We start from the raw sequence: 14,117 nt of genomic DNA on the forward strand, positions 1-14,117 counted from the left end.
TACACGGGCAGTTCAAGCGAACAGTGATAGAGGCATATTTAACGCGCCCGAACAACCCGCGCATAATCGCGTGAACTTATGGCCATAGTTCATAACTGCAAAAAAAGCAGGCCCCCGTGCAAAGAAAGCCCCCCCTACAAGATCTCTCACGCAAAAACCCTCATACGGAAAGCCCTCATGCAAGCGGGGGTGGCGACCCAGGCAGGGTGAGCGAGCTTGAGTCCGCCGCGGCCGGCGCCTGGATCGGGATGCAAGGGAGCGGCTGTTTGAGCGTCAAGGGTGTCCACAGCCCGGGGGGCTGTGGACGACGCGAGTTCCGCGACCGCCCGATCCAGGCGCCGGCCGCGGGCAGTCCTGGCGCAGCCAGGACCGGACGAGGCGAGCACCACCCTGCCTGGGCCGCCACCCCCGCGTCTTAAGAACGAAAATGGCCCCTATAAACAGCCCCTACGGGCGACCACAAGAGCCCCCTCAGTGCCCATACACCATCTGCTTCAAAAACAAACTGATCTCGGGCACATAAGTAATAATCATCAGACACGCCAGCACCACCCCCACAAAAGGCAGCAGCGGCTTGATCAGACGTTCGAGCGGAATATTCGCCACCGTGCACGCCGCGAACAAATTCACCCCGAACGGCGGCGTCACCATCCCCAGCGCCAGATTCACCACCATAATGATCCCGAAGTGCGCCGGGTCCACCCCGAACTGCACCGCAACCGGCAAGAGCAACGGCGCCAGCACCACAATCGACGCCGAAGTTTCAATAAACATGCCGATCACAAACAGCGCCGCATTCACACCCAACAGGAACAAATACTTGTCATGGAACAAATGGCTCAGCCATTGTCCCAGCGCATCGGGCACGCCGGCGCGATTCAGCAGAAAACCGAACACCCCCGCATTGGCAATGACAAACATGATCACCGCGGTGGAAATCACCGATTTGTGCAAAGTCTTCGACAATAGCGGCAAACTGAGCCGGCGATAAATGAATATGCCCACGACCAGTGCATACACCACCGCCACCACCGAAGCCTCGGTGGGCGTGAATACCCCGCCGTAGATACCGCCCAGAATAATGACCGGCATCAGCAAGGCCAGCCAGGCGCGCTTGAGCGCCGGCCACAGGGACAGACGCCCCTCGCCATCGGCCTTGCCCAGCCCGTTGCGGCGCGCGTAGAACCACACATAAAACATCAGGGCGCCGCCGATGAGAATGCCTGGCAGGATCCCTGCAATAAATAGCTCGCCCACCGAAGTATCGGTGGAGACCGCGAACAGAATCATGGGAATCGACGGAGGAATAATCACCCCCAGCTCGGCCGAGGACGCCTGCAGCGATGCCGCGAAAGGAGTCGGGTAGCCATGCTTGACCATCGCCGGGATCAGGATAGCGCCCACGGCAAATGTGGTTGCCACGCTCGATCCCGCCACCGCCGCGAAAATCATGCAGGTCAGCACACAACTGCAGGCCAGCCCGCCCTGAATGCCGCCGACCACGCTTTTGGCAAAATCCACCATGCGCTCGGAAATACCGCCGGCCTCCATCAAATTGCCCGCCAGTATGAAAAACGGCACCGCAACCAAGGGGTATTTATCCAGCGAAGCATAAATTTGCTGGGCCACGACCAGCCAGGTCATATGGCCGTCAAAGGCCACCCCCATCAAACTGGCAAGCCCAATCGCCACCGCAATCGGCACCGACAGGGCAAAGAAAAACAACATAGAAACAATCATCAACTGCGACATGCAACCATCCTTATACTTTCAGGCGCGGGCCGAGGCGCCTTAAACGGGAGCCTCGTCCGACACGGCCTCGCTGGGGCCTTCGGCCCAGCGCACAATCACGGCCAGGGCGGCCAGCGCCGTTCCGACAGGAATCGCCAGATAGATCCAGGAAATCGAAATATTCAGGCTCGGCACATTCTGAAACCGCACACGCCACGTCATTTCGCTGCCGACCCAGGCCATGAACACCAGAAACCCGACGCTGATCAGCATCAACAAATGCTCCAGCCAGCGTTTCTTTCGTCCGGCCAATACGCTGTGCAGCATCTCGACGCTGAGCATGGCTCCGCCACGGAAGGCCAGCACAATGCCAAGCAGCACCATCCAGATCAGCGACGCACGCGTCCACGCCTCGCTCCAGTCGGCAGGCGCCTGAAGGACAAAACGGGCAATAACCTGATAAAAACCGGCCGCGACGGCCGACAATATAAGCAACTGCGTCAGGATCGATATCAGGCGGAACAAAGTTCGATCCAGAAAACGAATGATAGGCACGGCTATGTCCTGTAGTGAAGCCGGATCGATGCACCGGCGGGTAATCGACAAGGGCCGGCACATGCGCCAGCCCTTGGGGTTGATCAGCCTTGCTACACCAAATGGCTATTGGGTATTGCGTATGGCTTCGACCAGGTCTTTGCCGTACTGCTTGTAGAATTGCGGATAGATGGGTTCCACCGCTTTCACAAACGCATCGTGGTCGACCTCGTTGACCTGCATGCCCTGCTTCTTGACCTCTTCGATGCCGCTCTTTTCAACGGCATCGACGTACTGTCGCATCGCCACGGCGGATTCATGCGCGGCCGTCTTGAATTTGGCCTTGTCGGCGTCGGACAGGCCGTTATAGACGGACGGAGACATCAGCACCAGCGCCGGCCCATACACATGAGCCGTCAGCGACAAGTATTTTTGCAACTGCGGCAATTTGGCCGACACAATGACCGACAGGGGATTTTCCTGGCCGTCGATCGTGCCTTGCTGCAAGGCGGTTGCCACCTCGGGCCATGCCATGGGGGTGGCCAGCACACCCAACTGACGGAACGCGGCAATATGAATCGGATTTTCAGTCGTGCGGATTTTCAGGCCCTTGATGTCGGCAGGCGTCTTTACCGGTCGAATATTGTTGGTGAGCTGGCGAAAACCCTGCTCGCCCCAGGCCAGGGCGATCAGGCCGCGCTTGGGAAATTCTTCGAGCATTTTTTGCCCGATCGGGCCGTCCATGACCTTGCGGGCGTGCGCCAGATCGCGAAACAGGAAAGGAATATCGAACACCCCGGTCTTGGGCACGAAATTCAGGGTTGCACCCGTGGACACAATGGCCACATCGATGGTGCCCAGTTGCAGGCCTTCGATGACCTCGCGTTCTCCCCCCAGCGCGCTGTTGGGAAACTGCTGGATCTTGAACTGGCCATTCGTGCTGGTTTCGAGCGACTTGGCAAACGCATTGGCCCCGGCGCCATAATGCGAATTGGTCGACAAGGCATAGGCCATTTTCAGCGTCGTTGCCGCCAGCACCGGGCTGGCGGCAAGAGCTCCGGCCACCGATGCCGCGATCATCCATTTAGTAGAAAGCCAAGTTTTTCGCATTTTCCCCAATACCTATAAATTTTAAATTTGAACGCTCGGTTTTACATGAAGTCGAGTTATATGGGTATTGGGGTTTTCTAGCGTTTTTCCGCGAATCGATATCGCAGTCGATATGCGGAAGCTTTGCCTTAATCTTCAACGTACCAGGTATCTTCCGAAAGCATGACTTGCTGATGGCCGCAGCCGGCCGGCATCATGGGGAAACAGTTTTCCTGGGCCAGCACCACTACGTCGAGAAAGAAGGGGCCGTCGTAGGCCATGCAGGCCGCCAGGGCCGCATCGAGTTCGGCGGGATCTTCGACCCGCGCCGCGCCCCAGCCAAAAGCCTTGGCCAGGGCCACAAAATCGGGAAGCGACGCGTTATAGCTGTGGCTGTAGCGGCCTTCGTGGATGAGTTCCTGCCACTGGCGCACCATGCCCATATGACCGTTATTGCACAGCACGACCTTGATGGGAGTCTGATGCTGAATCGCGCTGGCCAATTCCTGGATATTCATCAAGACCGACGCGTCGCCGCTGACACACACTACGGGCTTGCCGGGATGCGCGATTTGCGCTCCGAACGCGGCCGGCACGCCGTAACCCATGGTACCCGCGCCGCCGGAGGTCAGCCAGCGATTCGGGCGATTGAACTTGATGTACTGCGCGGCCCACATCTGATGCTGGCCTACATCGGTGGAAATAATGGCGTCGGTGCCGGTGAGGACATGATCGAGCCGCTGCATCAGATGCTGCGGCAAAATGTGTTCGGACGAAGGAGTGACCTTCAGGCACTGCTGGGAGCGCCACACGCCTATGCGCTGCCACCAGGCATCGAGGCGGCCACCGGGCTGATCGATGGGCCCCAGTTCTTTGCGCAAGGCGCGCAGCAGGGGGTAGCAGTCGCCCACCATCGCGACATCGGCCCGCACGACTTTATTGATGGAGGCCGGATCGATATCCAGATGAATCTTGCTGGCATGCGGGCAGAAATCGGACAGGCGACCGGTGATCCGGTCGTCGAAACGCGCGCCCACGCAAACGATCAGATCGGCATGATGCATGGCCAGATTGGCCTCCAGCGTGCCGTGCATGCCCAGCATGCCGACAAACAAGGGGTCATCGGCCGGAAACGCGCCCAGGCCCATGAGCGTCAGTGTGCAGGGAGCGCCCAGGTCTTGCACCAGGCTGGTGAAGGCATGGCACGCATCGATACCCGAATTCACCAGGCCGCCGCCGCCGTAAAACACAGGCCGCTTGGCATTGGCGATCAGGGCCGCGGCGCGCTTGACGGCCGCCTCGGCGGAAGGGCCGGAGACAGCCGCTTCGGCGGGGGCGACGGCGTCGAACACCGCAAAATCGGCGGGAACCTGGCCGATTTGTATATCTTTGGGAAAATCCAGCAATACTGGGCCCGGACGCCCCTGGGTAGTCAGGTGATACGCCTTGGCGACGATCGCCGCGACATCTTCGCCGCGCCGGATTTGCGCGTTCCACTTGGTAACCGGACGCGAGATGCCGATGGCATCGCACTCCTGGAAGGCATCGGTGCCGATGGCGCCGGTAGCGACCTGCCCGCTGATGCACAGCACCGGAATCGAATCGCACAGGGCGTCGAGCAGCCCCGAAGTCGTGTTGGCCATGCCTGGCCCCGAGGTCACCACCACCACTCCCGGCCTGCCGGTAGAGCGGGCATAGCCTTCGGCCGCGTGCATGGCGGCCTGCTCGTGGCGCACCAGCACATGATGAATGCGCGGCTCGGAATAAAGCGCGTCGTACAAGGGCAGGACCGCGCCTCCCGGATACCCGAAAATGGTATCGACACCAAGGGCGATCAGGGTCTGCAGCAGGGTTTCGGCGCCATTGCGGCTATTCGTTTCGGTAGAAGTATTCACGGCTTGCTTGAATTTGCATAAGATACGCTATTACCGCATATTATCCCTCACCCCGCCACACCGTAAAACCAACTTATGACCGAACCCACTTCGTCCTGGCATATCGTCAGGCAATCGACACTGCACGGAACCGGTGTCTTTGCCGCCAAAAACATCCCTGCCGAAACACGCATTATCGAATACGCAGGCAAACGCATCAGTCCCGAAAAAGCCGATGCCCTGCATCCCGTCAATCCAGACGATCCGTTCCATACATTCTTCTTCGCCATCAGCTCGGGCAAGGTGATCGACGGCGGCAACCAGGGCAACGACGCGCGCTGGATCAATCATTCCTGCGCCCCCAATTGCGAGGCCCAGGAAAGCGCCAAAGGCAAACGTGTGTATATCGTTGCCCTGCGCGATATCGCGGCGGGCGAAGAACTGTTCTACGACTACGGCCTGGTCATGGAAGGCAAGATCACCAAAAAACTGAGGCGGGAATATCGCTGCCTGTGCGGTGCCAAGACTTGCCGCGGAACCATGCTGGCGCTGCCCAAGAAGAAGGCCAAATCGTAGGCATGGGTTTGGGTAGGGGTGCCCCTTGCGGGCGCCCGCAGGCAACACGCGGCAAGCGCACCGCCCCCGGGCCTGGGACACTCAATGATTAATCAGGCCGGTGGTCGTGAAACCGCCGTCCACGGATATGGTCTGGCCCGTCACGTAGCTTGATTTCCCGCCATCGAGCAGCCAGTTGATTGTGCCGCACAGTTCTTCGGGCGCGCCGTAGCGATGCATGGGCACGGCCGAAACCCATAGTTCCCGGGCCTCGCCGCTGTGCATCCGGCGCTTGAAGCTCTTTACGGGCCGCGGCAATCCGGTCTTCGAGCAGATCCAGCACCAGCACCTTCCAGCCCTCGTGCAAAAGTCCCTGGCTGAGCGCCTGGCCGATTCCGGAAGCGCCGCCGGTGACCACAATAACGTTCGAAGTTCTGTCCATCTGCCCTTGTCTCCTGATGTATATCGACCTTCAATACTCGAACCCGCCGGGGCGTTTCGACAACCGGACGGATCGGGCATCAAGCAAGCCGAACACCTCCGGCCTGTCGGTTGAGGCCTCATGTCAATGCAGCGGCAACGATCCCTGTGCCAGCAGTTCCTGGTAGATGATTTTCTTGGTGACTTTGCCGTATCCCGATTTGGGCAGTTCCGGCCAGATCACTATTTTCTGAGGATGCTTGTAGCGCGCGATGTTCGCGTCGAGCCAGGCCTGGAAAGCGGCATCGTTCCACTGCGCCTGTTCCTTCAGCACACACACCATCACGCCCGCCTCGCCCCATTTCGGATGCGGCACTCCCAGCACGCATACTTCCTTGATGCCTTCGTAGCCGAGTACTTTTTCCTCTATTTCGCGCGGATACACATTGGACCCTCCGGAAATATACATATCGGATTCGCGGCCGGTAATGTACAAGTACCCTTGCTCATCCATATGCCCCACGTCGCCGGTGCGGAACCAGCCGTCGCGGAATGCCTTGCGGTTGGCCTCCGGGTTGTTGTAGTAGCCCGCAAATACGGCCGGACCGCACACACAGATCTCGCCGGTTTGACGGGCATCGAGAACCCGGCCGGTGGAATCCTGAATCGATATTTGCATGCCGGTGCGCGCAAAGCCGCAGGATCCGGGCCTGGTCATCAGGCTGTCGTCGGACGAATGCTCATGCGGCGGCAACACCGTAATGTTTCCCGTTACCTCGCCCAGCCCGTAGTACTGCACCAGAACCGGTCCCAGCTTGTCGAGCGCGCGCTTCTGATCCGCCCTGTACATCGGGGCGCCGGCATAAATGATGTGCCTCAGCGACGAGTGGTCGTAACGATCGACGCTCTCGTGCCCGACCAGCATGTTCAGAATCGTCGGCACTGTAAAGAAATTGCTGATTCTGTATTTTTCCACCAGACGCCACGCCGCTTCCGGCGAGAACTTGGACTGGGTTGAAAATACCGTGGCGGCGCCGCGCACCGCCTGCGTGAGAAAATGGATTCCCGCCCCGTGCGATAAGGGCGCCACAACCAGGCTGGCGTCGGCTTCAGACAACCCCGGCATCAGGTCGCACAGGTGATTCGTCAGCACAAAAGCCATTTGCCCGTGAGTCAGCACGGCCGCCTTGGGCTTGCCCGTCGTGCCGGACGTAAAGAAAAACCAGCAGGGGTCGTCGTAATCGACACGCTCGACCTGGTGCGACCCGCTGCCCAGCGCTGCGTCTATCAGCGCGTCGATCGAACCGGTGCCGAAGTCGGCGGCCCCGATCCGGGCAAACAGCTTCAAACCGGCAATCGCATCGACAATTTTTGCATGCTCGGGAAAATCGGCATGGCATATGAACGCCGACACGCCCGCGCTCTGCGCCAGGTACAGCACTTCGTCGGGCGTAATCCGGAAATTGGTCGGTACCCACACGGCGCCGATCCGGAACGTGGCCAGCATCGATTCAAGCAATTCGCGGCAGTTGGATGAATGAACCAGGACGCGGTCGCCCTTGCCCAGCCCCTTGCTTGCAAAGACCAGCGCCAGCGCCTGAACCCGCTTTTCCAGCTCGCCCCAGCTTGTGGCCGTTTCATCGCAAACCAGCGCCGGCCGATTTGCAAACCGGGCCGCAGTCTGGCTGAGAAACGTCGCCAGATTCATCACCCGCCGCGAAATGGGTACCAGCCCTCCCGCGGGCTCGCGAACGTCAACCGCTATCATTTAACGCGCTCCAGGATGCTGACGTAATTGGCCACGGCCGCACCGCCCATATTGAAGACGCCGGCCAGACGGGCATCGGGAATCTGCATATCGCCCGCGGTATTGGTCAGTTGCATGCACGCCATGACATGCATGGAGACGCCAGTGGCGCCAACCGGATGGCCTTTCGATTTAAGCCCGCCCGACGGATTGACGGGCAAACGGCCATCTTTGCGGGTCGTGCCGTCCTGGACAACCTTGTAGCCTTCGCCTCGAGCCGCCAGGCCCATGGCTTCGTATTCGATCAGTTCGGCAATCGTGAAGCAATCGTGGGTTTCGACCAAGTCCAGGTCGGCAAGAGACAGGCCCGACGCAGCCAGCGCCTGCCGCCAGGCCCGTGTGGCGCCCTCGAACGCAATCGGATCGCGTCGGCTGAGCGGCAGAATATCGTTGACATGCTGCCTTGCCTTGAAGCCGATTGCGCGCTGCAGCTGGGCCGCGAATTCCTCATCGGCCAGGACAATGGCCGCCGCTCCATCGGAAATCAGCGAGCAATCCGTGCGCCGCAGGGGCTGCGCCACATACGGATTCTTTTCGGATATCTCGTTGCAAAAATCGAAGCCCAGGTCCTTGCGGATTTGCGCATAAGGATTGCTGACGCCGTTATGATGATTCTTGGCGGCAATCATGGCAAGCTCGCGACTCTTGTCGCCGTAGCGCGTGAAGTATTCCTGCGCGATTTTGCCGAACACTCCGGCAAAGCCGCCTTCGATGTCGGCCTCTTCCTTGCGATAGCTGGCGTTGAGCAAAATATCGCCGATTTCGGGAGTCGGGCGGCTTGTCATTTTTTCGGCGCCCACGACCAACGCCACACGGCCACGGCCGGACTCGATGAAATCCATGGCGGTGTACAGTGCCGCCGAGCCCGTGGCGCAGGCGTTCTCCAGGCGTGTCGCCGGAACGTAAGCCAGGTCGGGATCGGCCAGTGCAACCAGGGCGCCCTGGAAATCCTGTTTCTGAAAACCATTGTTCATGACTCCGACATAAATGCCGTCGACTTCCTTACCCGTGATGCCGGCGTGTTCCAGCGCCGCACCCGATACCCGCGCCATCAGGGTTTCGGTATCGGGATCGATGAGCTTCCCGAAAGGAATATGCGACCATCCCACAATTACCGCTTTCTTTGCCATGACTGATTTCCTTGAAATGAATTTCGTAAATAGCCGCCCGTCCTGTTCACGCGCTAGGCATGAGACAAGGCTTCCGTTTGCAGGTGTTTTTCCAATTTGTCGACTTCCCGCCTGAGCAATTTGTACAGCTCGATTTCTCGTTCCGGCCCCAGCCTTCCTTCGACCGTGGCGATACTGAGGGCGCCGACTACCGCGCCGTGCTCGTTGCGCACCGCCATGCCTATGCCCAGCGAACCGGCCAGTATCAGCCCCGGGTTGACGGAATAGCCCTTAGCCCGCCCTTCCTTGACCAGGTTTTCGACAAGAGCCCGTGTGTACTTCGGATACGTGGCCAGGATGTAGTCGATATTCTGCTGTATGCAGTACTCGACCTCCTTGTCGCTCAAGGCGGCAAGCATGGCCTGGCTGCCGGCGCCAACCCCCAGGGGATGACGATCGCCCGCCAGCAGCGCATGAGACTTCAAGGGATAGTCCCCTTCTTCCCTAAGCAGGCAGACGGCATTGATATCCTGCCTGACCGAGAAAAAAGCGGTGTCCCCTGTTTCCTGGGCAAGCCTGGCCACATGCTTGGCGGCCGTCTTGTGCAAACCGAAACGGTTCGACGCAATCAGGCCCAGGGCGTGGCACCCGGATCCCAGGTAATAGCGCCGTGTTTTCAGGTCCTGCTCCACCAGCCCTTCTGAAATCAAAGCCGTCGTAAGCCGGTGCGTGGTGGACTTGATCAGATCGGCCTGCTTGCTCAGGGCGGACAAGCCTATCCCTTCGTTGCGGCTGCGGGCAATGCAGCGCAGCACCTTGATTGCACGATGGATGGCCTGACTGCCAGAAGCCTGGCGCAGTGGCGCCGGGCTCTTTTTTTGTTCCATATTATGGACCTAAAAACTGAATTTGATAATTTCCTATTTGCGATTCTACGTAACACCCAATGATTGTCAATGAATTTGAAAAAAAATTATTATTTTTTGTTCCATAAGGTAGAATTCGAGAATACAATACTTCGACAGTCCACACTGTACCGGCCAACGCCGAAGCAAGAAAATACCTGGATGCGTCTGTTATAACTGTAGGCGCGAGTCAATCAATAGGCCACATAATGGCCAAGGAGACAAATCAATGAAGTTAAGCCGTCGTTCCTTCATGCTCACCACCGCCGGTGCCGGCGCCGCCATCATCGCCGCGCCTCTCCAGAGCGTCATGGCCGCTACAACCTATCGCTACAAATACGCCAACAACCTGCCCGTCACTCACCCCATGAATGTCCGGGCCAAGGAAATGGCCAAAAAAATAGAAGAAGAAACCAAAGGGCGATTCAAACTGCAAATCTTCCCCAGCAGCCAACTGGGTTCCGACACCGAAACCCTGAATCAGCTGCGCGCCGGGGCGGTCGAATTCTTCACCCTGTCCGGGCTGATCCTCTCCACACTGGTGCCCGCGGCCGCCATCAGCGGCATCGGCTTTGCCTTCCCCAGCTATGACAGCGTCTGGAAGGCCATGGACGGCGACCTGGGCTCCTACATACGCGGCGAAATCGGCAAAAGCGGCCTGGTCGTCATGGACAAGATCTGGGACAACGGCTTCAGGCAGGTCACGACCAGCAACAAGCCTATTGTCACTCCCGACGATTTCAAGGATCTGAAAATCCGCGTGCCGGTAAGCCCGCTCTGGACTTCCATGTTCAAGGCCCTGAAATCGGCACCGACCAGCATCAATTTCAATGAAGTGTATTCGGCCCTGCAGACCAAAGTGGTCGACGCCCAGGAAAACCCCCTGGCCATCATCCAGACCGCCAAGCTTTTCGAAGTGCAGAAATACTGCTCCCTCACCAATCACATGTGGGACGGCTTCTGGTTCCTCGGCAACCACAATGCCTGGAACCGCCTGCCCAAAGACATCCAGGCCATAGTCGCCAAGCACGTCAACGAAGCCGGCGTGAAAGAGCGCGCCGATGTAGCCGCGCTCAACGACGATCTGCAGAAGAAACTCACCAGCGAGCACATGGTGTTCAATACGCCCAAGACGGGGCCCATCCGCGACACGCTTCGCCAGGCAGGCTTCTATGCCGAATGGAAAAAGAAGTTCGGCGATTCCGCCTGGGCCACACTGGAAAAATCGGTCGGTTCCCTGACGTAAGGGCGCGCCATGTTGTCGCAAGCTTCCGAATCACAGGCCGCTGACGACAATCTTCGCGAGAGCCCGCTTTGGTTGACAAAGCTGGACAATTTTCTGGGGCACCTGGTAGAGATTCCCGTCGCTCTGCTGGTGCTTGCAGAAATTGTCATCCTGTTCTCGGGGATTTTCGCCCGCTACGTGCTCAACACCCCCCTTATCTGGTCCGACGAGCTGGCTTCGCTGCTGTTCTTGTGGCTGGCCATGCTGGGGGCGGCGGTCGCCTTCCGCCACGGCGAACACATGCGCATGACCGCCCTGGTCAACAAGGCCACACCGAAAACACGGGCATTCCTGGAAGTGTTCGCTGTTTTATGCTCGCTGGCCTTCGTACTGCTCGTGCTGCTGCCCAGCTTCCAGGCCACTCGCGATCAGGCCGTCATCACCACTCCGGCCATGGGCCTGAGCCTGGCATGGCGCACGGCGGCACTGCCCACGGGGCTGCTGTTCATGGCCTGCTTTGCCCTGATCCGGCTCTATAAAGTCTCAAACTGGCAACTGGTGGCGAAATCCCTGGGCCTGATTCTACTGATCGGCGCGGGCCTGTACCTTCTTAGCCCGCTATTCGAAGAACTCGGCAATTACAACCTGCTCATATTCTTCGTAGGCCTGGTGGCGGTCGGGGTTTTCACCGGCGTTCCGATCGCCTTCTCGTTCGGACTGGCCACCTTCGGCTACCTGATCCTCAGCACCACGGTGCCAGTCACCGTGCTGGTCAGCCGCATGAACGAAGGCATGTCGCACCTCATCCTGCTGGCGGTGCCCTTGTTCGTGTTCCTGGGCCTGCTCATTGAAATGACCGGCATGGCCCAGAAAATGGTCAGTTTCCTGGCCAGCCTGCTGGGTCACGTGCGCGGCGGGCTGTCTTATGTGTTGATCGGCGCCATGTACCTGGTCTCGGGCATTTCGGGCGCCAAGGCCGCCGACATGGCCGCCATCGCTCCGGTCCTGTTTCCCGAAATGAAAAAACGCGGCGCGGACGAAGGCGAACTCGTCGCCCTGCTGTCGGCGGCGGGAGCACAGACGGAAACCATTCCTCCCAGCCTGGTACTCATCACCATAGGCTCGGTGACCAGCGTCTCCATTACCGCCCTGTTCACCGGCGGCCTGCTGCCCGGCGCGGTGCTCGGCATCATGCTGTGCCTGGTCGTTTGGTACCGCAACCGCGGTGAAGATCTCAGTCGTGTCGTGCGCTCGAGCAAAAGCGACATTCTGAAAGGCTTCATCATTGCCTTGCCGGCCCTGGCTCTGCCCTTCGTCATCCGCGCGGCCGTCGTCGAGGGCGTTGCCACAGCCACCGAAGTGTCGACCATAGGCATTGTGTATTCGTGCATCATCGGCCTGCTGGTCTACAGGCGCTTCGACATACGGCGCATTTATCCCATGCTGATCGATACGGCGTCATTGTCCGGCGCCATCCTGTTGATTATCGGCGCGGCCACCGGCATGGCCTGGGCGCTGACCCAATCAGGCTTTTCAAGCGATCTGGCCGATTTCATGGGCTCTCTGCCGGGCGGGGGTGTTACCTTCCTGTGCGTCTCGATCGTCACCTTCGTCATTCTCGGCAGCGTTCTGGAAGGCATTCCAGCGATTGTGCTGCTTGGCCCCTTGCTGTTCCCCATTGCGGAAGAACTCGGCGTGAACGAAGTCCATTATGCGATGGTGGCCGTACTGTCGATGGGCATAGGCCTGTTCGCCCCGCCATTCGGGGTGGGCTATTACGCGGCCTGCGCAATCGGACGCGTGGCACCCGATAAAGGCATCAAGCCCATTATCGGATACATGTGCTCGATCGCCATCGGGCTGATCATCGTCGCCGCGGTCCCATGGCTGTCGACAGGCTTCCTGAAATAGACGGGCATAGGCAGGTATCGATTCCGGCCGGGAGCGCCAAGCTCCCGGCCCCAGCAAACAAAGGTTGAATCATGAGTGAAAAACGATTGGCGGGCCGTGTAGCGCTGGTCTTTGGCGCGGGCTCGGTCGGCGAAGGCTGGGGCAACGGCAAGGCCGCGGCCGTTGCCTATGCACGCGAAGGCGCAAAAGTCATTGCCATCGACCTCGACAAAAAGGCGGCCGACGCAACTCGCGACATCATTCTGTCGGAAGGGGGGCACTGCGACGCCTACGCCGCCAACGCCACGAATTCGGAGCACATAGCCAACATTGTTGCCGAAACGCTGGGCAAGCACGGCCGTATCGATATACTGCACAACAACGTCGGCATGGCAAAAATGGGCAGCGTCACCGACCTGAGCGAATCCGACTGGGATCTCGCGCTGGCCGTGAACCTGAAAAGCGCTTTCCTGACCTGCAAGCACGTGTTGCCGGCCATGCTTGCGCAAAAAAGCGGCTGCATCATCAATATATCGAGCCTGGCCGCCATTCGATACACCGGCTACCCTTATCCCGCCTATTACGCGGCCAAAGGAGGCCTGAATCAACTGACCGTCGGCCTGGCGCTGCAATATGCCGCCGCGGGCATACGTGTCAATGCCATCATGCCCGGGTATATCGATACCCCGCTCATCTACAAAGACATCTCTGGCCAATACGAAAGCAAAGAGGCCATGGTGGCCGCGCGCAATGCCCTCTGCCCCATGGGACGCATGGGCACGGGCTGGGATATCGCCAAGGCAGCCGTATTCCTGGCGTCGGACGATGCGAACTACATCACCGGCGTTTGCCTGCCTGTGGACGGCGGTGTGCATATGGCGACGGCTTAAGGTATTTTTGGTTCGAGTGGTTTTGCGGGATTCGATGGGTTGGTAGCTTTGGTATTTACGGTTTGGTATTTGAAGACGCCGTCTATCG

The 14,117-nt window shown here is 59.2% G+C and carries 12 protein-coding genes and 1 pseudogene; 4 read left to right on the plus strand and 9 right to left on the minus strand.

Going from position 1 to position 14,117, the window contains the following annotated elements; genetic code table 11:
- Positions 1-471: 471 nt before the first annotated feature.
- From ACYVIS_RS00140 to ilvB, 4 genes are all read right to left on the minus strand, one after another.
- A complete protein-coding gene (locus ACYVIS_RS00140) occupies positions 472-1,752 on the minus strand; it encodes a TRAP transporter large permease (protein WP_232741776.1) in 1,281 nt (426 codons plus the stop codon).
- 39 nt (positions 1,753-1,791) lie between these two features.
- Complete coding sequence (locus tag ACYVIS_RS00145; protein ID WP_232741777.1) at positions 1,792-2,286, minus strand: TRAP transporter small permease; 495 nt, start codon at positions 2,284-2,286, stop codon at positions 1,792-1,794.
- A gap of 105 nt (positions 2,287-2,391) precedes the next feature.
- A complete protein-coding gene (locus tag ACYVIS_RS00150; protein ID WP_232741778.1) occupies positions 2,392-3,375 on the minus strand; it encodes a TRAP transporter substrate-binding protein in 984 nt (327 codons plus the stop codon).
- A 128-nt stretch (positions 3,376-3,503) separates the two neighbouring features.
- Complete coding sequence (ilvB, locus tag ACYVIS_RS00155) at positions 3,504-5,249, minus strand: biosynthetic-type acetolactate synthase large subunit (protein ID WP_232741779.1); 1,746 nt, start codon at positions 5,247-5,249, stop codon at positions 3,504-3,506.
- A 75-nt stretch (positions 5,250-5,324) separates the two neighbouring features.
- On the opposite strand from ilvB, the gene ACYVIS_RS00160 reads away from it, so the two are divergent.
- The gene (locus ACYVIS_RS00160; protein WP_232741780.1) at positions 5,325-5,804 is read left to right on the plus strand and encodes an SET domain-containing protein; all 480 of its coding nucleotides are present in this window, start codon (positions 5,325-5,327) and stop codon (positions 5,802-5,804) included.
- Positions 5,805-5,885: 81 nt separating this feature from the next.
- Here ACYVIS_RS00160 and ACYVIS_RS00165 read toward each other — a convergent pair whose 3' ends face one another.
- The 5 genes and pseudogenes from ACYVIS_RS00165 to ACYVIS_RS00185 all read right to left on the minus strand — a co-directional run bounded on the left by ACYVIS_RS00165 (position 5,886) and on the right by ACYVIS_RS00185 (position 10,006).
- Complete coding sequence (locus tag ACYVIS_RS00165; protein ID WP_370635885.1) at positions 5,886-6,101, minus strand: SDR family oxidoreductase; 216 nt, start codon at positions 6,099-6,101, stop codon at positions 5,886-5,888.
- Positions 6,102-6,129: 28 nt separating this feature from the next.
- Positions 6,130-6,225: pseudogene (locus ACYVIS_RS00170) on the minus strand (3-oxoacyl-ACP reductase); the annotation flags it as partial.
- A 123-nt stretch (positions 6,226-6,348) separates the two neighbouring features.
- Positions 6,349-7,971 (minus strand): acyl-CoA synthetase, encoded by a 1,623-nt coding sequence (locus ACYVIS_RS00175; protein WP_232741782.1) that lies wholly within the window; start codon positions 7,969-7,971, stop codon positions 6,349-6,351.
- Positions 7,968-9,140 carry an acetyl-CoA acetyltransferase gene (locus ACYVIS_RS00180; protein ID WP_232741783.1) on the minus strand — a complete coding sequence of 391 codons (1,173 nt, stop codon included), beginning with the start codon at positions 9,138-9,140 and terminating at the stop codon, positions 7,968-7,970. Before ACYVIS_RS00180 ends, ACYVIS_RS00175 begins: the two co-directional genes overlap by 4 nt.
- A 53-nt stretch (positions 9,141-9,193) precedes the next feature.
- The gene (locus tag ACYVIS_RS00185) at positions 9,194-10,006 is read right to left on the minus strand and encodes an IclR family transcriptional regulator (RefSeq protein ID WP_232741784.1); all 813 of its coding nucleotides are present in this window, start codon (positions 10,004-10,006) and stop codon (positions 9,194-9,196) included.
- A gap of 247 nt (positions 10,007-10,253) precedes the next feature.
- Here ACYVIS_RS00185 and ACYVIS_RS00190 point away from each other — a divergent pair, with 247 nt between their 5' ends.
- From ACYVIS_RS00190 to ACYVIS_RS00200, 3 genes are all read left to right on the plus strand, one after another.
- On the plus strand, positions 10,254-11,270 hold the full coding sequence (locus ACYVIS_RS00190; protein WP_460872920.1) for a TRAP transporter substrate-binding protein: 1,017 nt from the start codon (positions 10,254-10,256) through the stop codon (positions 11,268-11,270).
- Positions 11,271-11,279: 9 nt separating this feature from the next.
- Positions 11,280-13,160: a TRAP transporter large permease gene (locus tag ACYVIS_RS00195; protein ID WP_232741786.1), complete on the plus strand. Its 1,881-nt coding sequence runs from the start codon at positions 11,280-11,282 to the stop codon at positions 13,158-13,160.
- A 71-nt stretch (positions 13,161-13,231) separates the two neighbouring features.
- The gene (locus ACYVIS_RS00200) at positions 13,232-14,029 is read left to right on the plus strand and encodes an SDR family NAD(P)-dependent oxidoreductase (protein ID WP_460872921.1); all 798 of its coding nucleotides are present in this window, start codon (positions 13,232-13,234) and stop codon (positions 14,027-14,029) included.
- The last annotated feature ends 88 nt before the right edge of the window (positions 14,030-14,117 follow it).

This window comes from Paralcaligenes ginsengisoli (genome assembly GCF_054781135.1).